The sequence below is a fragment of the Falsiroseomonas tokyonensis genome (genome assembly GCF_019024325.1).
Lineage (GTDB): Bacteria > Pseudomonadota > Alphaproteobacteria > Acetobacterales > Acetobacteraceae > Falsiroseomonas > Falsiroseomonas tokyonensis.
In genome coordinates, this window is the sequence record NZ_JAFNJS010000002.1 from 397191 (window position 1) to 417957 (window position 20767).

At 71.7% G+C, this 20767-nt stretch carries 19 protein-coding genes; 5 read left to right on the plus strand and 14 right to left on the minus strand.

All coding sequences use genetic code 11. The features are described 5' to 3' along the window. Positions 1-57: 57 nt before the first annotated feature. From chrA to J3S20_RS08090, 5 genes are all read right to left on the minus strand, one after another. The gene (chrA, locus tag J3S20_RS08070; protein ID WP_216835936.1) at positions 58-1401 is read right to left on the minus strand and encodes a chromate efflux transporter; all 1344 of its coding nucleotides are present in this window, start codon (positions 1399-1401) and stop codon (positions 58-60) included. Then, complete coding sequence (locus tag J3S20_RS08075) at positions 1401-2231, minus strand: chromate resistance protein ChrB domain-containing protein (protein WP_216835937.1); 831 nt, start codon at positions 2229-2231, stop codon at positions 1401-1403. The genes chrA and J3S20_RS08075 overlap by 1 nt, the downstream gene beginning before the upstream one ends. 139 nt (positions 2232-2370) lie before the next feature. Further along, a complete protein-coding gene (locus tag J3S20_RS30150; protein ID WP_246602489.1) occupies positions 2371-3186 on the minus strand; it encodes a chromate resistance protein ChrB domain-containing protein in 816 nt (271 codons plus the stop codon). Positions 3187-3257: 71 nt separating this feature from the next. After that, positions 3258-3398 carry a hypothetical protein gene (locus J3S20_RS08085; RefSeq protein ID WP_216835938.1) on the minus strand — a complete coding sequence of 47 codons (141 nt, stop codon included), beginning with the start codon at positions 3396-3398 and terminating at the stop codon, positions 3258-3260. Continuing rightward, positions 3395-4138 carry a sulfite exporter TauE/SafE family protein gene (locus tag J3S20_RS08090; RefSeq protein WP_216835939.1) on the minus strand — a complete coding sequence of 248 codons (744 nt, stop codon included), beginning with the start codon at positions 4136-4138 and terminating at the stop codon, positions 3395-3397. Before J3S20_RS08090 ends, J3S20_RS08085 begins: the two co-directional genes overlap by 4 nt. Positions 4139-4313: 175 nt before the next feature. On the opposite strand from J3S20_RS08090, the gene J3S20_RS30785 reads away from it, so the two are divergent. Together J3S20_RS30785 and J3S20_RS08100 are read left to right on the plus strand one after the other, a co-directional pair. Next, complete coding sequence (locus tag J3S20_RS30785; protein WP_281419460.1) at positions 4314-5933, plus strand: thiamine pyrophosphate-binding protein; 1620 nt, start codon at positions 4314-4316, stop codon at positions 5931-5933. Between the two features lie 10 nt (positions 5934-5943). Next, positions 5944-6561 (plus strand): pyridoxamine 5'-phosphate oxidase family protein, encoded by a 618-nt coding sequence (locus tag J3S20_RS08100; protein WP_216835941.1) that lies wholly within the window; start codon positions 5944-5946, stop codon positions 6559-6561. Position 6562: 1 nt separating this feature from the next. Here the strand turns inward: J3S20_RS08100 and J3S20_RS08105 are convergent, their stop codons facing one another. The 5 genes from J3S20_RS08105 to J3S20_RS08125 form a co-directional block, all read right to left on the minus strand. Next, entirely contained in the window at positions 6563-7798 is a 1236-nt protein-coding gene (locus J3S20_RS08105; RefSeq protein WP_216835942.1) for an Hsp70 family protein, read from the minus strand. A 71-nt stretch (positions 7799-7869) separates the two neighbouring features. Beyond that, positions 7870-9117 carry a phosphoglycerate dehydrogenase gene (serA, locus tag J3S20_RS08110; protein WP_216835943.1) on the minus strand — a complete coding sequence of 416 codons (1248 nt, stop codon included), beginning with the start codon at positions 9115-9117 and terminating at the stop codon, positions 7870-7872. 90 nt (positions 9118-9207) lie between these two features. Continuing rightward, complete coding sequence (locus J3S20_RS08115) at positions 9208-10698, minus strand: sensor histidine kinase (protein WP_216835944.1); 1491 nt, start codon at positions 10696-10698, stop codon at positions 9208-9210. A gap of 185 nt (positions 10699-10883) precedes the next feature. Next, positions 10884-12131, minus strand: a complete 1248-nt coding sequence (locus J3S20_RS08120; protein ID WP_216835945.1) for a M20 family metallo-hydrolase — start codon at positions 12129-12131, stop codon at positions 10884-10886. After that, a complete protein-coding gene (locus J3S20_RS08125) occupies positions 12128-12706 on the minus strand; it encodes a GNAT family N-acetyltransferase (protein WP_216835946.1) in 579 nt (192 codons plus the stop codon). Before J3S20_RS08125 ends, J3S20_RS08120 begins: the two co-directional genes overlap by 4 nt. Positions 12707-12858: 152 nt before the next feature. Here J3S20_RS08125 and J3S20_RS08130 point away from each other — a divergent pair, with 152 nt between their 5' ends. After that, positions 12859-13830 (plus strand): Bug family tripartite tricarboxylate transporter substrate binding protein, encoded by a 972-nt coding sequence (locus J3S20_RS08130; protein ID WP_216835947.1) that lies wholly within the window; start codon positions 12859-12861, stop codon positions 13828-13830. A gap of 33 nt (positions 13831-13863) precedes the next feature. Here J3S20_RS08130 and J3S20_RS08135 read toward each other — a convergent pair whose 3' ends face one another. From J3S20_RS08135 to J3S20_RS08150, 4 genes are all read right to left on the minus strand, one after another. Next, positions 13864-15573, minus strand: a complete 1710-nt coding sequence (locus tag J3S20_RS08135; protein ID WP_216835948.1) for a hypothetical protein — start codon at positions 15571-15573, stop codon at positions 13864-13866. A 117-nt stretch (positions 15574-15690) separates the two neighbouring features. Beyond that, positions 15691-16884: an FAD-dependent oxidoreductase gene (locus J3S20_RS08140; RefSeq protein WP_216835949.1), complete on the minus strand. Its 1194-nt coding sequence runs from the start codon at positions 16882-16884 to the stop codon at positions 15691-15693. Between the two features lie 4 nt (positions 16885-16888). Continuing rightward, the gene (locus tag J3S20_RS08145; protein WP_216835950.1) at positions 16889-17632 is read right to left on the minus strand and encodes a maleate cis-trans isomerase family protein; all 744 of its coding nucleotides are present in this window, start codon (positions 17630-17632) and stop codon (positions 16889-16891) included. A 61-nt stretch (positions 17633-17693) separates the two neighbouring features. Next, positions 17694-18962 (minus strand): HlyC/CorC family transporter, encoded by a 1269-nt coding sequence (locus J3S20_RS08150; protein WP_246602490.1) that lies wholly within the window; start codon positions 18960-18962, stop codon positions 17694-17696. A gap of 263 nt (positions 18963-19225) precedes the next feature. On the opposite strand from J3S20_RS08150, the gene J3S20_RS08155 reads away from it, so the two are divergent. Both J3S20_RS08155 and uraH read left to right on the plus strand, forming a co-directional pair. Next, complete coding sequence (locus J3S20_RS08155; RefSeq protein WP_216835952.1) at positions 19226-20407, plus strand: urate hydroxylase PuuD; 1182 nt, start codon at positions 19226-19228, stop codon at positions 20405-20407. Beyond that, the gene (gene uraH, locus J3S20_RS08160) at positions 20404-20742 is read left to right on the plus strand and encodes a hydroxyisourate hydrolase (RefSeq protein ID WP_216835953.1); all 339 of its coding nucleotides are present in this window, start codon (positions 20404-20406) and stop codon (positions 20740-20742) included. The genes J3S20_RS08155 and uraH overlap by 4 nt, the downstream gene beginning before the upstream one ends. The last annotated feature ends 25 nt before the right edge of the window (positions 20743-20767 follow it).

Below are 20767 nucleotides of genomic sequence, written 5' to 3' on the forward strand. Positions count from 1 at the left end.
TCCGGCGCCGCGGCAGGGATCAGGCCATGTTGCGCATGGCCTGGCAACGAAAGCCTGTCAGCCCAGCAGCGCCCGCATCAGGAAGCCCGCCGCCGCGGTCACGCCCAGCGTGCGCAGCAGGCCGAGCTTCAGGCCGAACAGGCTGACAGCCGCCAGCAGGCTCAGCAGCAGCGCATCCCAGTTCAGCGTGGCGAAATCCGGCAGGTCCAGCCGCAGCGGGCCGAAAGCCACCGGCTCGATCTCTGCGAAAAGCACCCGCAGCCCGAACCACAGCGCCAGGTTCGCGATCACGCCGACGACCGCGGCCGTGACGCCCGCCAGTGCGGCCTTGAGCCGCGGCTGGGCATGCAGCCGCTCCACGAAGGGGGCGCCCAAAAAGATCCAGGCGAAGCAGGGCGCGAAGGTGACCCAGAGCGCCAGCAGCGCGCCCAGCACGCCGCCCCAGAGGCCCTGGAAGCTCCCCTGGGCGCCGAAGCCCGCCAGGAAGCCGACGAATTGCAGCACCAGGATCAGCGGCCCCGGCGTGGTCTCCGCCAGGCCCAGCCCCGCCAGCATATCGGCCGCCGAAAGCCAGCCGTAATGCTCCACCGCCTCCTGCGCCACATAGGCCAGCACGGCATAGGCGCCGCCGAAGGTGACCACGGCGAGCTTGGAGAAGAACCAGGCGATATCGCCCCAGGGCACGCTGCCCAGCAGCAGCGCGACGGGCCAGGCCCAGAGCGCCAGCGCGATCAGCCCCGCAGTGCGGGCCTTGCGCGCCAGGCGCGGGATGCGGTCCGGATCGGCGGCAATGGCGGCATCGAGCAGCGCCGGCGGCCCCTCCGCCGCCTTGCCATGGCCGGCGCTGGAAAAGGCCTGCGGCAGCGCATAGCCGATCGCCGCCGCGGCCAGCACCACGACCGGGAAGGGCAGGTCCAGCGCGAAAAGGCCGAGGAAGGCGGCCGCCGCCACCGCCCAGGGCAAGGCGCCGCGTAGGGCGCGCCGGGCCACGCGCAGCAGCGCCTCCACCACCACCACCAGCACGGCGCATTTCAGGCCGAAGAACAGCGCCGCCACCAGCGGCACGGTGCCGAGCGTGACGTAAAGCATGGACAGCGCCAGCATCACCGCCGCGCCCGGCAGGATGAACAGCAGCCCCGCCGCCAGCCCGCCGCGCACGCCATGCATCAGCCAGCCGAGATAGGTGGCAAGCTGCTGCGCCTCCGGCCCCGGCAGCAGCATGCAGAAGTTCAGCGCATGCAGGAAACGGGCGTCCGAGATCCAGCGGCGCTGCTCCACCACCTCCCGGTGCATCACCGCGATCTGCGCGGCGGGGCCGCTGAAGGACAGCAGGCCGATGCGCAGCCAGACGCGTAGCGCCTCGCGGAAGCTGGGGAACAGGTGGCCGGGCTGGATGTCCATCAGACGGCGCTCCGGGTAGGCCAGTTTTGGGCAGGCCAGTTATGGACTTCCTCCGTGGCATCGCGGCACCACAGGTAGAAGGAATCGTACAGCGCCAGGCCCGCCTCTAGCTGCGCCAGGTCGTCGCCATGCAGGCGCGAAAGTCCGAGCGAGGCGGCCAGCAGCCCGGCACATTCGGGGGCCAGTTCCGGCCGCGCCGTATCCGCGCCGCGCACCAGCAGGGCCAGGCGCTGCAGCGCCGGACTCTCCAGCCCGAATTCGGCCAGCATGGTGTCGAAGCTGCAGGTCTCGCCGCGATGGCTCCAGAACACGCCGTCGATGTCGAAGGGCGTGGCGCCGAAGCGGTCGGCCACGGCCGAGACCTCGGACGGGGCGGTGAACAGGAACACCGCCTGGCGGTCGATGAAGCGGCGGATCAACCAGGGGCAGGCGATGCGGTCCACCTTCGGCCTGCTGCGCGTCACCCACAGCGTGCGGCCCTGCGCATCCCGCGGCGGCAGCAACGCATGGCGGAACAACGGCAGTCCGGCATCGCGCCAGGCGACAAAGCCGCCGGCCAGTGAACGCGCCTCGGCGCCGGCATGACGCAGCCAGGCGGCGGCGCCCTCGGATAGCTTCAGCCCATGCTGGCAGATCACCACGACGCGCTGGCCTTGGAACGACGGCGCCCAGTCGTCGACCCGGCGATAGTCGAGCGGCCTTGCAGCCGGCAGGCTGCGCGGGTCCTCGGCCACATGCTCGGCCACGCGGACATCGATGAGATGCGGCGCGTCGGATTGGCCAAGCAACTGGAACAGGTCTTCAGGAGATATCGAGGGGGCATGCAACATGAGCGTCCAACTCCCGTATCGGGCGGGTGGACGCGATGCTTGGGCGGATGCCTGATGGGGCGATCGCGACGGCCCCATATGGGAGCCTAGGAGCGTGATGCGCTTTGGGTCAAGTCTTCGCGCGCCGACTTTGCCACAATCACGCGTAGTCCTGGTTCGGCCAGATGTGGACTTCCTCCGTGGCGTCGCGGCACCACAGGTGGAAGGCGTCATACAGCGCGAGCCCGGCCTCCAGCTGCACCAGGTCGTCACGATGCAGGCGGGACAGGCCGAGCGAGGCGGCGAGCAGGCCGGCGGATTGCGGGGCCAGGTCGTAGCGCGCCGTCTCCGCGCCGCGCACGATCATCGCCAGGCGCTCCAGCGTCGGGGTGCGCAGGCCGAATTCCTCCAGCATCGTGTCGAAGGTGCAGCCATCGCCGCGATGGGTCCAGAACACGCCCTCGATGTCGAAGGGCGTGGCGCCGAAGCGGTCCGCCACCAGCTCCACCTGGGACGCCGCGACGAAGAGGAAGACGGCGCCGGGGTCGACGAAGCGGCGGATCAGCCAGGGGCAGGCGATGCGGTCCACCTTGGGCCGCGCGCGGGTGACCCAGACGGTGCGGCCCGCGGCGTCCCGCGGCGGGATGGCGGCGGGCTCCAGCAGCGGCATGCGGGCGGCGCGCCAGGCGGCGAAGCCACCCTCCAGCACCTGCGCCATCGCCCCCTCATGCCGCAGCCAGGCGGCCGCGCCCTCGCTCAGCTTCAGGCCCTTCTGGCAGACCAGGATCACGTCCCGGCCGCGGAATTCCGGCGCCCAGGCGGCGACATCGCGATGGTCCCGCTGCTGCGAGGCGGGCAGCAGCCGCGGATCCGCCGCGATATCCTCCGGCAGCCGCAGGTCGATCAGCACCGGCCCCTCGGGCAGGCCGATCAGCCGGGAGACCTGTTGGATGGTGAGGGCGTTTGCGGAGGGCATGGCGGTCGGTCCCGATCAGGCGCGCTGGCGAGGCGCCGATACCATGGTCGGAGTGCGTGGGGCAGGGCGGATCAGCGCGGCCCGCGCGGGGAGGACGGCACGCCGCAGCCGCAATCCTCGCCAGCCGGGGGCTGGGCGGGTGGGGGGGCCTGCTGCGCCGCGGCCGGCAGGGCCAGCAGCACCAAGCAGCCCAGCGCGACGATGAACTTCATGTCAGCCCCCTCACAAGCAGCGACAGGCCGGAGACCAGCAACAGGCCAAGCAATACCAGGCGGAACCCCTCCGCCGGGATCCGCCGATAGGCGAGCACGCCGAGCCAGGCGCCCAACGCGAGCGCCGGCAGCGCCACCAGCAGCATGCGCGCACTCTCCCGCCCGAAGAAGCCACCGGCCAGCAGGGCGATGGCGGCGGCGATCTGCATGGCCACGATGAACGGCTGGAAGATGGCCCGCGCCTCGTCCTTGCGCAGCCCCTTCAGGTCCCCCCACATCGCCGGCAAGGCGCCGGAAAAACCGCCTACGCCCCCCAGAATGCCGCTGGCGAAGCCGACCGCCGCATCCGCCCCGGCGCCAGCCCGCACGGCGGAAACGGGGCGCCGCCGCGCGATGCCGAGCAGCGCCCAGCCGGCATAGGCCACCAGCAGCAGGCCCACCCCCATGACGATGGCCGCCGCATCGACCCGCGCCAGCACCAGAACGCCGAGCGGCGTGCCGAGGACGCCGCCCAGGATATAGGGCCGCAGCACCTGCCAGCGCAGCGAGGGCCAGATGGCGCCCAGCGTGCCGAGCTGGATCAGCAGCGAGCCCAGCACCAGCACCGGCGCAGTCTGCTGCGGCGGCAGCCAGTGGAACAGTATGCCGGCGGCAATCAGGTTGAAGGCAAAGCCCGCGAGGCCGGAGGCGAAGGCGGCGATGAAGCAGCCGGCGAGCAGGATGAGGATCTCGAAGGACATTGCGGTTCCAGGCGCTGCCACGTCACGCCCCCGAACCAACCGCACTCCCGCCCGGCGCGCCACCCCCCAAGGGTTGCAAAAGCCGGCCGCCGGGCCCCGGCCCGCATGCCTTGTGCGCCTGCCGGGCGCGTGGTCCTGTCGCGCCAATCGAAAGCCGATGGGGAAGATGGAAACGATGGCGCTGCGCGGTGCGGATGTTCTGGTGAGGGGCCTCAAGGCCGCCGGGGTGACGCGGATCTTCACCCTGTCCGGCAACCATATCATGGAGGTCTTCGACGCCCTCGTCGGCTCCGGGATCGAGCTGGTGCATACGCGGCAGGAGGCCGCGGCGGTGCATATGGCGGATGCCTATGCGCGGCTGACCGGCCAGGTGGGCGTGGCGATGGTCACCGGCGGGCAGGGGCATGCCAATGCCACCGCCGCGCTGTGCTCGGCGCTGGCGGGTGAGGTGCCGGTGCTGCTGCTGTCCGGCCATGCGCCGCTGGCCGATCTCGGCAATGGCGCCTTCCAGGAACTGCCGCAGGCGGAGCTCGCCGCGCCCATCAGCAAGGCATCCTGGGCGGCGCAGACGGCGGCGGGACTCGCGCAGGATGTGGCGCGCGCCTTCGGCATCGCCCTGTCCGGGCGGCCCGGTCCGGTGCATCTCAGCCTGCCGACCGATGTGCTGGAGGCGGAGGTGGAGACGGCGCCGGTGCCGGAGGCCGCGGCCTTCGCCGGCCGCCCCATGCCGCTCGGCGCCCCCAGCGCGCTGCTGGTGGCCCAGGCGGTGGCCGCCGCCGCGCGCCCGCTGCTGATCGCGCCCCCGGCGCTCTGCACCCCCACGGGCTTCGCGGCGATGGCGGCGCTGGAGGCGGCGAGCGGCCTGCCGGTGGTGCCGATGCAATCGCCGCGCGGCCTGGCCGATCCCTCCCTGGGTGCCTTCCCGGAGGTGCTGGCGGAGGCGGACCTGGTGGTGCTGCTGGGCAAGCCGCTCGACTTCACCCTGAAATTCGGCCGCAGCCCGGCCACCGCCGCCACATGCGGCTGGATCCTGCTGGAGCCGGAGGGCGCGCTGGTGGCCCGCGCGCAGCGGCTGGTGGGGGATCGGCTGGTCCTGGCGGCCATGGCGGATGCCGCCAGCAGCATCGCGGCGCTGTCCAGCGTGATGCAGCCGGTCGCGGCCCAGGGCGGCTGGGCGGATCGCGTGCGGCAGGCGGTGGCCTGGCGCCCGGCGGACTGGGCGGCGCTGGCCGGCGCGCCGGCGGGGCCGATCCGCTCCGGAACGCTCGGCTTGGCGGTGGCCGAGGCAGTGGCGGCCCAGGATGCCACCTTCGTCTGCGATGGCGGGGAGATCGGGCAATGGGGCTTGGCCACCATGCGCGGCGGCCGGCGCCTCGTGAATGGCGTGGCGGGCGCGATCGGCGTCGGCATTCCCTTCGCCATCGGCGCCCGCGCGGCGCTGCCGCGGCCGACCCTCGCGCTGATGGGCGATGGCAGCTTCGGCTTCCACATGGCGGAGCTGGACACGGCCGCCCGTCACGGCCTGCCCTTCGTCGCCGTGGTCGGCAATGACAGCCGCTGGAATGCCGAGCACCAGATCCAGGTGCGCGACTATGGCGCCAATCGCGCGCATGGCTGCGAATTGGCGCCCGGCACGCGCTACGACATGATCGCCACCGCACTCGGCGGCCATGGCGAGCAGGTGACGGAAGCGCGGGACCTGGCCCCGGCGCTGGCCCGCGCCTTCGCCAGCGGCAGGCCCGCGGTGGTCAATGTGGTGATCGAGGGCCAGCCGGCGCCGACGCTGCGCAGATGAGGGACAGGCGATGAACGACCCGCATGCCGTGACCAGCCTGGCGGCGCTGGAGGCGCTGTATGGCGAGGTGAATGCGAATTCGCAGCTGAAGGTGCGACGCGACATCGACGTGCCGAGCCGCGACTTCATCGCCCGCAGCCCCTTCTGCATCCTGTCCACGCGCGGCGCCGATGGCGCCGTGCATGGCACGCCGCGCGGCGATGCGCCGGGTTTTGTCCATGTGCTGTCCGGCACCGAGATCGCCTTGCCGGACCGTCGCGGCAACAATCGGCTGGATGCGTTGCGCGACATCGTGGCCGATCCGCAGGTCGCGCTGCTCTTCCTGATCCCCGGCGTGGGGGAGACGCTGCGGGTGGCAGGCCGCGGCACCATCACGGCCGACCCGGCACTCTGTTCCCAACTGGCGGAGCAGGGCAGGGCGCCGACCACCGTGCTGCGCATCGCGGTGGAGGAGGTCTATTTCCAATGCGCCCGCGCCCTGCTGCGCTCCGGCCTCTGGGGCAGCACGCCGCGCCCGGCCGGCGTGCCGACGGCGGGCCAGTTCCTGAAATCCGCGACCGCCGGCGCCTTCGACGCCGAGACCTACGACGCCGAGGCGCCGGCCCGGCTGGCGGCCAACCTCTACTGACTCAGGCCGCCATCAGCGCCAGCCCCTCCGCCACCGAGACGAACTCGCCGCCCGCCACCACCCGGTCCTCGCCGAAGCGATCCGTGAAAATCCGGCGCACGGCGGGGACGAGGGAGGATCCGCCGGTGAGGAAGACGCGGTCCACCGCCTCGGCCGGCAGCGCCGCATCGGCCAGCGCGGCATCGACGGCGGCGCGCATCTGGGCGAGTTCCGGCGCGATCCAGCCCTCGAAATCGGCGCGGGTGATCTCCGCCGCCACCTCGAAATCCGCGTGGCGGAAGCGCAGCGTGGCGGCTTCCGCGCGGGAGAGGTCGGCCTTGGCGGTGGAGACGGCGCGGTAGAGCGCATAGCCGGCCTCGTCCTTCACCAGCCGCACCAGGCGGTGCAGCTGTTCCGGGTGTTCGGCGGTGCGGGCCACCGCCTCGATATCCCGCATGATCCTGGGCGCGCGCATCAGGGACAGCAGGTGCCAGCGGGCGAAGCTTCCATACCAGGCGGGGGGGATCGGCAATTCCGTGCCGGTGACGCGATAGGTGCCGCCTTTGCCCAGCAGCGGGGACACCACGCGGTCGATGATCCGGAAGTCGAAGGCATCGCCGGCCACGCCGACGCCCGCATGGCCGAGCGCCGTCACCCGCCGCGGCGGCCCGGGGTCGAAGCGAAGCAGGGAAAAATCGCTGGTGCCGCCGCCGAAATCGGCCACCAGCACGGTGGCGGGGCGGTCCAGCGCCTGGGCGAAGCGCTGGCCGGCTGCGGCGGGTTCCAGCGCCACCTGCACCTGCTCCATGCCGGCCAGCGCGAAGGCGCGGCGCAGGCGCTGCTCGCCCAGCGCGTCATCGGCCGATTCGCCCACGAAGCGCACCGGGCGGCCGACCACCACGCGGGCGCCCGCCAGGTCGTCCCGGAAGGGCGCCAGCAAGGCGCGCAGGAAGACCGCCACCAGCGGCTCCAGCGCCCAGGACTGGCCGAGGATGCGCGTCTCCTGGAAGCTGCGCTGCGCCAGGTAGCTCTTCATCGACATGATCAGCCGGGCTTCGAGCGGGTCGTCCAGATAAGCCTCGATGGCGGCGGGGCCGGCGGCGTGCGTCGTGCGGCCATCGGCGCCATTCCAGAAGCAGAGCACGGAGCGGAAGACATCCTCCGTCGCATGCCGCAGCACCCGCACGCTGCCATCGGCCGCCTGGGCGGTGACCACACTGTTGGTGGTGCCGAAATCGATGCCGATGACGGGTTGCATGGGGGAGGCTGCCTTGGGCCGGGGAGGGGCGCGGCTTAGACCCTACAAGCCGATCCCTGGCAACCCCGCGCTCAGCGCCGCTCGTAGATCAACCTTGCGCGCACCGTCCCCGGCAGGCCGCGCAGCTCGGCCAGGATCGCCTCGGCCTCGGCGCGGGCCTCGACGCTTTCCACCACCACATAGCCCAGCTCGGAATCCGTCTGGTAGTACTGCGCCGCGATGTTCAGCCCCCGCCGGCCGAAGCAGGCGTTCATCTGGGACAGGATGCCGGGCGCGTCGCGGTGCAGATGGGTCCAGCGGGCGCCCGTGGGGCGGGCCGGAAGCTGGACATTGGGCAGGTTCACGCTGCCCATGGTGGCGCCGCTGTCCGAATATTCCACCAGCTTGCGCGCCACCTCCACCCCGATGCGGTCCTGCGCCTCCGCCGTGCTGCCGCCGATATGCGGGGTCAGGATCACGTTCGGCAGGCCCTGCAGGGGGGAGACGAAGGCCTCCCCGTTCCGCTTCGGCTCCTCCGGGAACACGTCCAGCGCCGCGCCCAGGATGCGCTTTTCGCGCAGGGCCGCGGCCAGCGCCGGCACGTCCACCACCGTGCCGCGGGCATTGTTGATGAAGACGGCGGAGGGCTTCATGGCGGCGAATTCGCGCGCGCCCATCATGCCGATGGTCGCCGGCGTCTCCGGCACATGGATGGTCACCACATCCGACTGCGCCAGCAGGTCGTGCAGGCTGGCGGCGGGGGAGGCATTGCCATGCGGCAGCTTGCCGGTGTGGTCGTGGTAGAGCACCCGCATGCCGAAGGCCTCGGCGAGGACCGAAAGCTGGCTGCCGATATTGCCGTAGCCGATGATGCCCAGCGTCTTGCCGCGCATCTCCCAGCTATTGGCCGCCGACTTGTCCCAGCCGCCGGCATGGGCGGCATTGGACTTGTCGACGATGCCGCGCATCAGCATCACCGCTTCCGCCAGCGTCAGCTCCGCCACGCTGCGGGTATTGCTGAAGGGCGCGTTGAACACGGCGATGCCCCGCCTTGCGGCGGCGCGCAGATCCACCTGGTTGGTGCCGATGCAGAAGCAGCCGATGGCGATCAGCCGGTCGGCGGCGGCCAGCACCTCCTCCGTCACCTCGGTGCGGGACCGGATGCCGAGGATATGCACGCCCTTCACCGCATCGATCAGCGCCTGGCCTTCCAGGGCCTTCTTCTCGCGGTGGATGGTGACGTAGTCCGCCTGGCCGAACAGGTCCACCGCGCTATCGGCGATGCCTTCCAGCAGCAGGATCTTGATCCGGTCCTTGGGGAGGGAGATGCGGTCGTTCATGCGCCTGGCCGTGTGAAAGCGGGCGCCTTCTGCGCCCTGGCTGGCCGGGAGGCAAGGCCCGCCCGCCGCGGGTGAGCCCTTACCTTCAGGTCAGCCGGGCGCGTTCCAGGTCAGCCCCGTCTCCTCCGCCGCGTCCCCGGCCTGGCTCGTCAGCGGCAATTCCAGCGTGCAGGCCAGGCCCGCGGGGCGCCAATCCATCAGGATCCGCCCGCCCAGCTGCCGCCGCACCGTGCCATCCAGCACCCTTGTGCCGAAGCCGGGCTGCTGCGGGGTGCCGGCCACCGGCGGCCCGCCGGTCTCGGTCCAGGCGAAGCGCAGCCGGCCCGCATCCAAGGTCCAGCGCACCCGCAGCCGGCCGGTCTCGACCGAAAGCGCGCCATGCTTCACGGCATTGGTCGCCAGTTCGTGCACCAGCATGGCCAGCGGCTGGGCGGTGGCCGCGGGCAGCGCCACGGAAGGCCCTTCCAGCGTGGCGCGGCCCTGATGGCCGGGCGCCTCCCCGAGGAAGGGCAGCAATTCGCCGGTGAGCATGGCGAGCAGGTCGACCGCCGCCCAGCTTTCCTTGGCCAGCAGGTTATGCGCCCGGGCCAGCGCCGAGACGCGGCCCTGCAGGGTGCGGGAGAAGGTCTCCACATCCGGCGCCCGGGTCAGTCGCACCGCGGCCTGCACCACCGCCAGCAGGTTCTTGGCGCGGTGGTCCACCTCCCGCGCCAGCAGGGTCTGGCGTTCCTCCGCCTCCCGCCGCTCGGTGATGTCGAGCACGGAGCCGACATGGCCGAGATAGGCGCCGGCGGCATCCAGGCGGGGTTCGGCCGCGTCGATCGCGAAGCGCCAGCGGCCATCGGCCTGGCGCAGCCGGTATTCCACACGCAGCGGGGCGCGGTTGCGGACCGCTTCATCAAAGAGCAGTTCGGTTGCCTGGCGATCCTCGGGATGCACCGCCTCGAGCCACCCCGCGCCGAGACCCGTGGCCGGGGTCTGGCCGGTGAAGGCGTACCAGCTGCGATTCAGATGGGTGCAGCTGCCGTGCCGGTCCGTCACCCACATCATCGCCGGCGCCGCATCCAGCAGGGCGCGAAAGCGGCCCTCATTCTCCCGCAGGGCGCGTTCGGCCAGCACCTGGCGGGTGGTCTCGATGCAGGTGCAGAACAGGCCGGCGATGCGGCCCTGATCATCATGTGCCGGGCTGTAGGAGAAGGTGTACCAGCTGTCCTCCGGATAGCCGTGCCGGGTCAGCACCAGGTGCAGGTTTTCTCCCCAGGTCGATTCGCCCGCCAAAGCGCGCTGCACCATGGGCAGCAATTCGTCCCAGACCTCGGACCAGATCAGGCGGAAGGGGCGGCCCAGCGCCTCCGGATGGCGGTTGCCCAGCATGGGCGCATAGGCGGCGTTATAGAGGAAGATCAGCTCCTCGCCCCAGGCCAGGAACATGGGCTGGCGCGAATGCATCATCAGCCGGTAGATCGTGGCCAGTGCCGGCGGCCAGTCCCGCTGCGCGCCCAGCGAGGTCTGGGTCCAGTCGATTCCCGCCTTGCCCTCAGCCGGCACCCTGGCCGCACCCTCGCTCAAGCCTTCCGGCATTCTCGGCCTCGCAGCATCCGGCGGCCGAGGTTCGGCGCGCCGGCAGCCCCCAATGGTGGCGCGGTGAAAGCCCGGATCCGCCGGCCGCAGGGCGGTGCGGGCGCCGGGCAAGCCGGAACCGTAGCACAGGCGGCCCGGCGGCGCCGTGTCCATCAAGCTGAATTTTTTGACAGCTGCGCGGGGTTTCAGCTGTCGGCGAGCCGCCGCAGCACCCGCGCCAGCACGGCCGCCCCCTGCGCCACCTGGGCGGGCGATGAATACTCCGCCGGGTGGTGGCTGATGCCGCCGCGGCTGGGGATGAAGATCATGCCGGTGGGGCAGAGCGGCACCAGGAACTGCGCATCATGGAAGGCGCCGGAGGGCATGCGCTTCGGCTTCAGGCCGAGCTCCCGCGACGCCGCCTCGATCGCGTCCTGCACCATCGGGTCGAAGCGGGCGGGCAAGGCGTGGAAGGTCTCCGTCACCGTCGCGCGGCACTTCGTCATCGCGGCCTCAACGGTGGCGGCCACCGCATCGCCCCGCGCGGTCAGCACCGCCGCATCCGGGTGGCGCAGGTCGATGCTGAAGCGCGCCAGGTCGGCGACCGTATTGGAGGAATTGGGAAAAACCTCCACCCGCCCCACGGTGAAGCGCAGCACATCCTCCGGATCCGCGGTCAGCGCGTTCAGCGCGGCGATGGCGCGGACCATGTCCTGCACCGCGTCCTGGCGCAGGGACAGCGGCGCGGTGCCGGCATGGTCGGTCTTGCCGGCGATCTCCACCACGAACCAGCGGCTGCCCTGGATGCCGGTGACCACGCCGATATCCAGCCCCTCCGCCTCCAGCAGCGGGCCCTGTTCGATATGCGGCTCGACATAGGCGAAGGGAGTGAAGCCGAGCGGGCGGCGGGGGATATCGGCCTCCGCCGCCAGCAGCCGGGCCAGCTCCTCGCCGAAGCGCATTCCGTCCCTGTCCTGCACCTCGTCCCAGGTCTCGGGCGGGCGAAATCCTGAAAAGGCCATGCTGCCCATGCAGCCGGGGGCGAAGCGGCCGCCTTCCTCATTGGTCCAGGCGACGATCTCGATGGACCGCTTCGTGGTCAGGCCCGCCTCGCGGATCGCCTGCACCGCCTCCAGCGCCGCCAGCACGCCCCAGATGCCGTCGAAGCGGCCGCCCTTGGGCTGGCTGTCCATGTGGCTGCCGGTGAGGATCGCGGGCAGGGAAGGGTCGGTGCCCTCATGCCGCAGGAACAGGTTGCCCAGCGCATCGACGGAGGGCGCAAGGCCCAGCGGCAGCGCCCAGGACAGCAGCAGGCGGCGCGCCTGGTGGTCCAGGTCGGTCAGCGCCGCGCGGTTCACGCCATCGCCCGGGATGGCGCCGAGCCGCGCCATCTGCATCAGGCGGTCCCAGTGCCGCTGCTCGCTGACCTGCATCCCGACCGGCTCCTGCGTCATGCCTGCGGAGTATCAGGCGGCAGGTCGATGCGGAAGCGGAGGCCTTCGTCGCCGCCATGCTCGGGCGACTTGCGGAAGCGTTCGACCAGCCGGCCGCCGCAGGCCAGGATGACGCGCTGGGAGGCGAGGTTGCCGGGGTCCGTCGTCAGCTCCACCCAGGGCAGGCCGCGCGCCGCGGCCTCCGGCAGCAGCCGGGCGAGGGCCTGGCGCGCGAGGCCCTGCCCCTGGCGGGACGGGACGATGTTGTAGCCGACATGGCCCAGCACATAGGGCGGCAGCGCCGCCGAGCCGGGCTGCCAGCGTAGCCCGATCACCCCGCAGAAGCCGTCCTGCCAGATCCAGAAGGTCACGCCGGGCAGGCGTGGCTTCAGCGTGCCATCCGGCTGCCGCACCGGGTCGCCCGCGCCCTCGGGGTCGTGCAGGCTGGCGAGGAAGGCGTCCGCATCTGCCTCGATCGCCGCCAGATGCTCCGCCGCCAGCGCCTCGGCGCGCACCGTCGAGGGCTTCCAGCCGGCCCGCAGCGCCGCGACGTAGGACGGAAGGTCCCGCCGCGCGGGGATGCGCAGTTCCACCATGATCCCGCCTCCGATCGCGGCAGCATGGCCGGATGATTGACCAAGCCGCCAGCAGCGATGACGCATGGCTGCTCCGACGGACGCGAAAAGGGGGCTGACGCGGCGCGCGGCTGACCTGACACTGCGGGAAGACAATCTGGGATGCCGCCGCCATGCGACGCCGCCACCTGCTTGCCAGCCTGCCGCTGCTCGCCACCCCCGCCCTTCTGCACGCGCAAACCCCCTGGCCGGAGCGGCCGGTGCGCATCCTGGTGCCCTTCGCGCCGGGCGGAAATACGGATGGCCTGGCGCGGCTGACGGCGGAGATGCTGCAGGCCGAGATCCCCGGCGGCAGCTTCGTCGTGGAGAACCGCACCGGTGCCGGCGGGCTGATCGCGGCGGAGGCGATGGTGCGCGCGCCTGCCGATGGCCACACGCTGATGATGGTGGCGGTCGCGGTCCTCGCCGTGGCGCCGGCCGCCATGTCCCAGCCGCCGCGCTTCGATCCGGTGGCGGATGTGACGCCGATCGTGAACCTCGGCACCAATCCCTTCGTGCTGATGGCGCATCGCAGCGTCGAAGCCTCGGACCTGCCGGGGCTGATCGCCTGGATGCGGGCGCGGTCGGGCAACTTCCCCTATGCCTCCGGCGGCGTCGGCAGTTTTCAGCATTTGTCCATGGCGCTTTTGCTGCAGCGCCTCGGCATCCAGGCGGAACACGTGCCTTACCGTGGCGGCGCGCCGGCGCTGGCCGATCTCATCGCCGGGAACGCCCCGGTGATGTTCGCCAATCTGTCGGAGGCGGTGCCGCATGCGCAGAACCCGGCGGTGAAGCTCTACGGCGTCTCCAGCACGACCCGCGCCGCGGCACTGCCCGAGGTGCCGGCGATCGCCGAGGTGGTGCCGGATTTCGAGACCATCACCTGGAACGGGCTGATGGGGCCGAAGGGCCTGCCGCCGGCGCTTGTGGCGCGCATCCACGGCATCGTCGCCGCCGCCCTGCAGCGCCCGGCGGTGCAGGCGCGCATGGCGCAGATTGGCGCCGACCCGCTGGGCGAGGGGCCGGCGCCCTTCGCCGCCCGACTGCGCGCCGATGTGGCGCGCTGGGGCGATGTGGTGCGGAGCGCCGGGATCCGCCTGCAGTAGGTCCGCTTAGCGCGCGGACGCTGGAGCGCGCGCTCAGCGCGCGACGGCGCCGAGGCCCAGCCGCCGCGCCGTCTCCGCCGGCCCGGCGCCGGAGATCTCCGACATCTCCTGCAGGCTGATCGGCTGCGGCGGGCGGAGCGTGAATTCCAGCTCCCGCGGCTGGCGGATGAAGCTGGCCAGCGCCTGGCGCACCGGCAGGAAGGGGTCGGCCTGCGGTGCCGGGGCAGCGGCGGCCGGAGCGCCCTTGCGGGCCGGGGCGGGCGCGGTGCCGGGGCGGGCGGGCGGGGCCTCGCCCGGCACCGGCATGGCCAGCGCCATCTGCGCCAGCTGTTCCCGCAGCCGGTCCTCCGGCACCCGCTGGTTGCGCGCCTGCTGGGCGATCAGCCGGCCGACCAGGCCGTGGTCGCGCAGCGTCAGGGTCAGGCCATGCAGCCGCGCCTGCATGAACTGCGCCATATAGGCCTCCGACTCCGTCGGTTCGCCCGGCTGCGGCAGGGGCACGCCGGTGAGATTTGCGCTCAGCCCCAGCGTCGCCGCCTGGTCCCAGGTCAGGGTGAAGGGATCGACCTCCATCATCCCGCCCTCGCGCCGCCCGGTGGCGCGCAAGGCGGATCCGCCGGTGATCTCGCGATAGCCGAGCCCCTCCAGCCAGCCGGCGCTGCCGGCCGGCGGCACGATGCGCAGGCCCTGCAGATCCATGCTGGTCATGGCCAGGCCGCCGGGATCCATGCTGGCCTCCAGCGCGGTGCGGCCCAGTGCGAAGACCGGCTGGCCGCCGGCCTCTGCCGACAGGCCTTCCACCACGATGCGCTGCGGCGTGCCCGGCACCGGGTCCGGCACCTGCTTCTCCTCCATCACCGCGGCGACGCTGGTGGCCATGTCGATGCCCTGCAGGGCGACACGGCCCATGCGCAGATTGCCCGGGCCCATGGCGCCGAAGGGGGCCGCCACCTGCACGCCTTCCAGCGCCGCATCGGTCAGCCGCCCGGGCACCCAGTCGCGCAGCGCAAAGCGGCCGATGGTGACGTCAACCTGCTTGTCCGGGTCGCGCAGCCGGGCGCCTTCCAGCGTCATCGACTGGACCGAGAACTGGCGGACATCCGGCATGCTGCCATCGAGCGGTGGCAGGACCATGGATTGCACCGCGGCGCGGCCCAGGCTGAAGGCGTTGGCCGCCTTGCCGCCGCCCTGGAAATCCAGCCCTTCCACCGTGGCGGCGCCCAGCACGCCCGGCCCATAGCCCTGGGCGGTGGCGCGGGCGAGCGTCAGGCTGCCCTCGCTGCTGGTGCCGCGCAGCGCCTCCAGCTCCAGGGTGCCGAGCTCGAAGGTGGCGGGGTCGAGGCGCGCGCCCTCCGCCGGCAGGGACATGCCGCCGAGCACCAGGCGGGCGGCCTCGAACCGGTCCTCGCTGGCCCCGATATTGGTCACCAGCAGCACGCTCCGCGCCTCCGCCCGGCCGAGGCGGGTGGCGGTGACGTCCTGCACCACCAGCTCCGTCACCGCGATGCGCTCCCGCGGGGCGGTGATGGTCAGGTCACCGAGGCGCGCTCGGCCGGTGACCGGGTCCACCTCCCGGCTGCCGACGGCCAGCCGGGCCTCGGGGCCGAAGGCGGCGCGCAGGCGTTCCAGCGCGGCATCCAGCTGACGCTCCGCCTCCGCCTGGGCCAGCGCGCCCGCCCCGGCAAGGGCCAGGGCGCCGGTGAAGACGCCGGTCAGGATGAACATGGCAGGGCGACGGCGCATGGCGGGCTCCCGGATTGTTGGCGCCCAACCTATGCGGGAAGCCGCCGCCGCGTCCAATGCCGCGCGCTGCTCAGGATTGCGTGTTGTTTCAGGCGCCCGGTTTGTTTCAGGGCCAGGTCAGGCGATGGCGGCGGCGGCGCGGACGCCCTCGATCATGCTGGTCTTCAGCAGATGCGCCCGCGCCTTGGCCGGATCGGCGGCGATGCCCTGCAGCTCGGCCAGCCGCGCGCTGCGGGCGGCGGGGTCCTTCTCCTCCAGCGTCTTCTTGTTGGCGATGGTCATGGCCTGCAGGAAGGCCTCCGCCACATGGCGGCGCTGGCGGTCGTAGCGGTCCAGCAGGTCGTCCGGACCGCCGGCCAGCACGGCGGAGATGCGTTCGGCGGCCAGGATCGCGTCATGCACGCCAAAATTCATGCCCATGCCGCCGAGCGGATTGTTCACATGGGCGGCGTCGCCGGCCAGCAGCACGCGGCCGAGCCGGAACCGGGCCGCGACGCGCTGGTGCACGGCATAGAGATTGGTGTGCACCACCTCATAGCCCGCCGCGTCCGGGATCAGCGCGGCCAAGCGTTGGGCGGCCGCGGCGCGGTCCAGCAGTTCGGCCTCGGGCGCCGCCGGGTCGGTCGGGAAGACGATGCGCCAGAGGCCGGGCGGGGCCTTGCCCGGCACCTTGAAAAGCGCACACCAGGTGACGGGGTCCGAGACATAGGTGGAGATGGCATAGCCCTTCGCCGCCATGTCGCGCGGCGTGGTCACCACCAGGAAGCGCTCGGGATAGGTGAAACCCTCGAAGCCGATGCCCTGGCTCTTGCGCACCACGCTGCGGCCACCATCGGCGCCGAGCACATAGGCGGCGCGGTGCGTGGTGCCGTCCTCGGTCGTCACCGTGACGCCATCCGCATCCTGCGCCACGCCGGTGACAGTGACGCCCCATTGCACCGCGGCATGGCTGTGCCGCGCCAAGTGGTCGAGCAGGATGCGGCACAGCTTGTGCTGCTCGCATTGCAGCCGGAAGGGGAAGGGTGTGACATCGGCCAGGATGCCGAGGTCGAATTCCGCGACCACGCCTTCCTCCCGCCCCCGGAACTGCCAGACCGGCGCGCGGATGCCCTGCGCCAGCAGGTCCGCGGTGACACCGGACTCGTCAAACATCTCCATGGTCGGCGGGTGGATGGTGGCCGCGCGGGGGTCCTCGAAGGGCTCCGTATGACGTTCCAGCACGCGCACGGACACGCCGGCGCGGGCCAGCATCAGCGCGGCGCTCAGCCCGGCCGGGCCGGCGCCCGCGATCAGGACCTGCGGATCGGCCATGCGCTCAGTGCTCCGCCAGGATGCGGCCATGGCCCTCGATGCGGTCGGCGATGCCGCTGGTGCGCAAGGCGTGCCAGGCGAGAACGGCATTGATCGCCAGCACCGGCTTGCCGAGCCAGCGCTCGCCCTCCGCCGCCACATCGACGCCCACCAGGTTGGTGCCGACCTGCACCAGCGCCTCCACATCCGGCCCGTCCAGCCCGGTCAGGCTGGCGCGGATCTCGGCCGGCTGCACCTGGGCGATTTCGCGTGGGGAGGGGCATTTCAGGCCTTTGAGCCGCACCACCTCGAACCCTGCCTCGGCGAACCAGGCCTGCACCATGGCGTCCCCACGCGGCTGGTGCGGCGTCAGCACGGCGATCTTCTTCGCACCGAAGGCGCGCAGCGCCTCGGCCGTCGCAAAACTGCCCATGGTGACGCCGACGCCGGCCTTGGCCTCCAGCTCCGCATTCAGCTTCCGCGAGGCTTCGAGCCCGCCCCAGAAAGCTTCCAGCGCCACGCCCATCACCAGGTGTTCCGGCCCGCAGGTCATCACCTGCTCGATCGCAGCACCCAGCCCGTCCCGCATCGCCTGGACGTGCTCGAGAAAGGCCTGCTCGCTGGTCAGCGGCCGTTCCTTGATGGAGACGCGGGCCAGGTGGAAGGTCACGCCGGGCGGGCGCAGCGCGTCCACTTCCGGCTGCACGATCGTATTGGTGGAGGGCACCACGAAGCCGATCCGCTTCCGCCAGCCCAATGCGTCCGCCATGCCCGAAACTCCCAATTGTCCGGACAGGTTAGGCGCGGTCGCGGCGCGGGAAAAGCCGGGGTCAGGCCTCCGCTTCGGCGGGCAGGGGCCGGATCACGAGTCGATCGATGCGCTGGCCGCGGCGTTCCAGGACGCGCAGCGCATAGAAGCCGATGGTGACCTCCGCGCCCACCGCGGGAATGCCGCGCTGGCGCGCCACCAGCAGCCCGCCGACGGTCGCCGCCTCATCCTCCGGCAGGTCCCAGCCGAGCTCGCGGTTGATGTCCCGCACGCGCAGGTCGCCGCGCACCTCCACCTCGCCATTCTCCGCCAGGTCGCCGAGGATCGCCTCCCCGCGCTGAACGATCTGGCCGACCACGACCTCGACGATATCCTCCAGCGTGACGATGCCTTTGAGCGACCCGTATTCGTCCAGCACCATCGCCATCTTGATCGGCGCCTTGCGGAAATCCTGCAGCTGTTCGCGCAGCGGCCGCGTCTCGATCACCAGGGAGGCGGGATGCGCGACGGCGGCCAGGTCCATCCGCGCCGCATCGCCGCCGGCGGCCTGCAGCGCGCGCAGCACATCGCGCGCATGCACCACGCCCAGGATCTCCTCCCCATCGCGGCCCCAGAGCGGGAAGCGCGCATGCGGGGAGGCGAGCACCCTGGCCAGCAGCTTCTCCGGCGTTTCGGCGAGATTCAGCGCGACGACGCGGGAGCGGTGCGTCATCACGTCGCGCACCGTCATGTCGTCCAGCGCCAGCACGCCGCGCAGCATGCCGCGTTCCTGCCGCGCGGCGAGATCGGCCGGGCCCGCATGGCCCATGCCGTGCAGGTCGATAGCGCCGAGCAGTTCATCCTCGGTGATGCCGGGCCGATCGGCCTCCGGCGTCTTGAAACCCAGCAGGCGCAGCGTGCCGCGCACCACGATATTCACCAGATCCGCCACCGGGCCGAGCAGCCGCATGGTGCCGGACAGCACCGGCACCACGCGCATCGCCGCGGCATCCGGCGATCGCAGCGCCAGCGTCTTCGGCAGCACCTCGGAGAAGATGACCAGCAGCGCGGTCATGACGAGGGAGGCATAGGCCACGCCGCCCTCGCCGAACCAGGAGATCAGCAGGGCGGAGGCCAGCGCGGTGGCCGTCGTGTTTACCAGGTTGTTGCCGACCAGGATCGCGGCCACCACGCGGTCCTTGCGCTCGCTCAGCCGGCCGAGGGTGATGGCCTTGCGGTCGCCTTCCTTGGCGCGGCGGGTGACGAAGGCGCGGCTGGCGGCGGTGAAGGCGGTCTCCGTGCCGGAAAACATGGCCGAGGCACATAGCAAGGCCAGGATGATCCCGAGCATTGCCAGACTGGACGCGTCCATCGAGAAACTGCACCTCATCGCCAGGGCGCGCGCCAGGCCGCCGATTGCGGCCGGATCGTCGCCGGAGGCTGCCCCTAGCATGATTCGGTGCCCCGAGGGGGGCGGCGCGGCACACAAGGCCGCAAGCGGGCCCGGTCCTGGGTTCTCGGTCATTCGGCTGGACGGCGGGCGGCAGCGAGGCGATTGTTGCGCCGCAAGATGGCGCAGCGGGCCTTCCCCGGCGCCGAAGGATCCTTGGGACGATGGACCTCGCCTACCTCGCCGAATGGGCGAATCTGCTGATCCGCTGGCTGCACCTGATCACCGGCATCGCCTGGATCGGCACCAGCTTCTATTTCATCGGCCTGGACAACCAGCTGGATCCGCCGCGGGACGGCAACCCCCTGGTGAAGGGAGAGCAGTGGTCAATCCATGGCGGCGGCTTCTACCACAAGCAGAAATACCTGAACGCGCCCGCCAGCCTGCCGGAGAAGCTGCACTGGTTCAAATGGGAGGCCTATTGGACCTGGATCAGCGGGTTCTCGCTGTTCATGCTGATCTATTGGGGCCAGGCCAGCACCTATCTGGTGGACCCGGCGGTCATGGACCTTTCGCCGGGGGTCGCCGTGGCGATCTCGGCCGTCATGCTGGTGGCGGGGTGGGTGGTCTATGACCTGGCATGCCGCTCGAAATGGGGGGAGAACGAGGCGCTGCTCTCCGCCTTCGGGGTCGGGCTGCTGGTGGTCGCGGCCTTCATCGCTTGCCACGTCTTCTCGGGTCGCGGCGCCTTCCTGCAGATCGGCGCCATGACCGGCACCATCATGGTGGCCAACGTCGCCATGGTGATCATTCCGGGCCAGCGGAAGATGGTCGCCGCCATGCAGGCGGGGCAGGTGCCGGATGCGAAATACGGCCGCTGGGGCAAGCAGCGCAGCGTCCACAACACCTACCTGACCCTGCCGGTGCTGTTCCTGATGATCAGCCCGCACTACCCGATGACCTGGGGCGCGCAGTGGAACTGGGTGGTGCTGTTGGCCATCACGCTCGCCGGCGCGCTGGTGCGGCAGTTCTTCGTGCAGCGGCAGTTCGGCCGCAACCCGGTGGCCCTGCCCATCGCGGCGGTGGCTGTGATCGGCCTGATGGCCTTCGCCCTGATGCCGGCGCGCCAGCCGCCAGGGGCGGAGGCGCCGGCCTTCGCCGAGGTGCAGGCCATCACCGCCGCCCGCTGCGCCAGCTGCCACGCCGCCCGCCCGACCCAGGAAGGCTTTGCCGAGGCGCCGAAGGGCGTGCGGCTGGATGAGCCAGGGCAGATCCGCCGCTGGGCGCAGTCCATCCGCCAGCAGGTGGCGACAGAAGCCATGCCGCCCGGCAACCTGACCGAGATCACGGCCGAGGAACGCGCCAAGCTGATCGCCTGGGTCGCCGCAGGGGCGCCCCGCGAATGAAGGCCTCCGCACTGACCACCCATATCCTGAACACGGCGAGCGGCGGGCCGATGGCCGGCGTGCGGGTGGAGCTGTTCCGCCATGATGCCGGCGGCCCGGTGAAGGTGACCGAGGCGGTGACAAATGCCGATGGCCGCACGGATGCCCCACTGCTGACGCCCGAAACCTTCGCGCCCGGCACCTATGAGCTGCGCTTCCATGTCGGGGCGCAGTTCGGCGGTGATGGGTTTCTCGACGTCGTGCCCATCCTCGTCCGCCTGGCGGCGGGGCAGGGGCACTACCACGTCCCGCTGCTCTGCTCCCCGTGGTCCTACGCCACCTATCGCGGCAGCTGAGCCGCGACTTGCCCGGCAGGCGCAG

Coding starts and splice junctions, on each gene's coding strand:
- chrA (WP_216835936.1), bottom strand. CDS start 1,401: ATGGACATCCAGCCCGGCCACCTGTTCCCCAGCTTCCGCGAGGCGCTA.
- J3S20_RS08075 (WP_216835937.1), bottom strand. CDS start 2,231: ATGTTGCATGCCCCCTCGATATCTCCTGAAGACCTGTTCCAGTTGCTT.
- J3S20_RS30150 (WP_246602489.1), bottom strand. CDS start 3,186: ATGCCCTCCGCAAACGCCCTCACCATCCAACAGGTCTCCCGGCTGATC.
- J3S20_RS08085 (WP_216835938.1), bottom strand. CDS start 3,398: ATGAAGTTCATCGTCGCGCTGGGCTGCTTGGTGCTGCTGGCCCTGCCG.
- J3S20_RS08090 (WP_216835939.1), bottom strand. CDS start 4,138: ATGTCCTTCGAGATCCTCATCCTGCTCGCCGGCTGCTTCATCGCCGCC.
- J3S20_RS30785 (WP_281419460.1), top strand. CDS start 4,314: ATGGCGCTGCGCGGTGCGGATGTTCTGGTGAGGGGCCTCAAGGCCGCC.
- J3S20_RS08100 (WP_216835941.1), top strand. CDS start 5,944: ATGAACGACCCGCATGCCGTGACCAGCCTGGCGGCGCTGGAGGCGCTG.
- J3S20_RS08105 (WP_216835942.1), bottom strand. CDS start 7,798: ATGCAACCCGTCATCGGCATCGATTTCGGCACCACCAACAGTGTGGTC.
- serA (WP_216835943.1), bottom strand. CDS start 9,117: ATGAACGACCGCATCTCCCTCCCCAAGGACCGGATCAAGATCCTGCTG.
- J3S20_RS08115 (WP_216835944.1), bottom strand. CDS start 10,698: ATGCCGGAAGGCTTGAGCGAGGGTGCGGCCAGGGTGCCGGCTGAGGGC.
- J3S20_RS08120 (WP_216835945.1), bottom strand. CDS start 12,131: ATGACGCAGGAGCCGGTCGGGATGCAGGTCAGCGAGCAGCGGCACTGG.
- J3S20_RS08125 (WP_216835946.1), bottom strand. CDS start 12,706: ATGGTGGAACTGCGCATCCCCGCGCGGCGGGACCTTCCGTCCTACGTC.
- J3S20_RS08130 (WP_216835947.1), top strand. CDS start 12,859: ATGCGACGCCGCCACCTGCTTGCCAGCCTGCCGCTGCTCGCCACCCCC.
- J3S20_RS08135 (WP_216835948.1), bottom strand. CDS start 15,573: ATGCGCCGTCGCCCTGCCATGTTCATCCTGACCGGCGTCTTCACCGGC.
- J3S20_RS08140 (WP_216835949.1), bottom strand. CDS start 16,884: ATGGCCGATCCGCAGGTCCTGATCGCGGGCGCCGGCCCGGCCGGGCTG.
- J3S20_RS08145 (WP_216835950.1), bottom strand. CDS start 17,632: ATGGCGGACGCATTGGGCTGGCGGAAGCGGATCGGCTTCGTGGTGCCC.
- J3S20_RS08150 (WP_246602490.1), bottom strand. CDS start 18,962: ATGCTCGGGATCATCCTGGCCTTGCTATGTGCCTCGGCCATGTTTTCC.
- J3S20_RS08155 (WP_216835952.1), top strand. CDS start 19,226: ATGGACCTCGCCTACCTCGCCGAATGGGCGAATCTGCTGATCCGCTGG.
- uraH (WP_216835953.1), top strand. CDS start 20,404: ATGAAGGCCTCCGCACTGACCACCCATATCCTGAACACGGCGAGCGGC.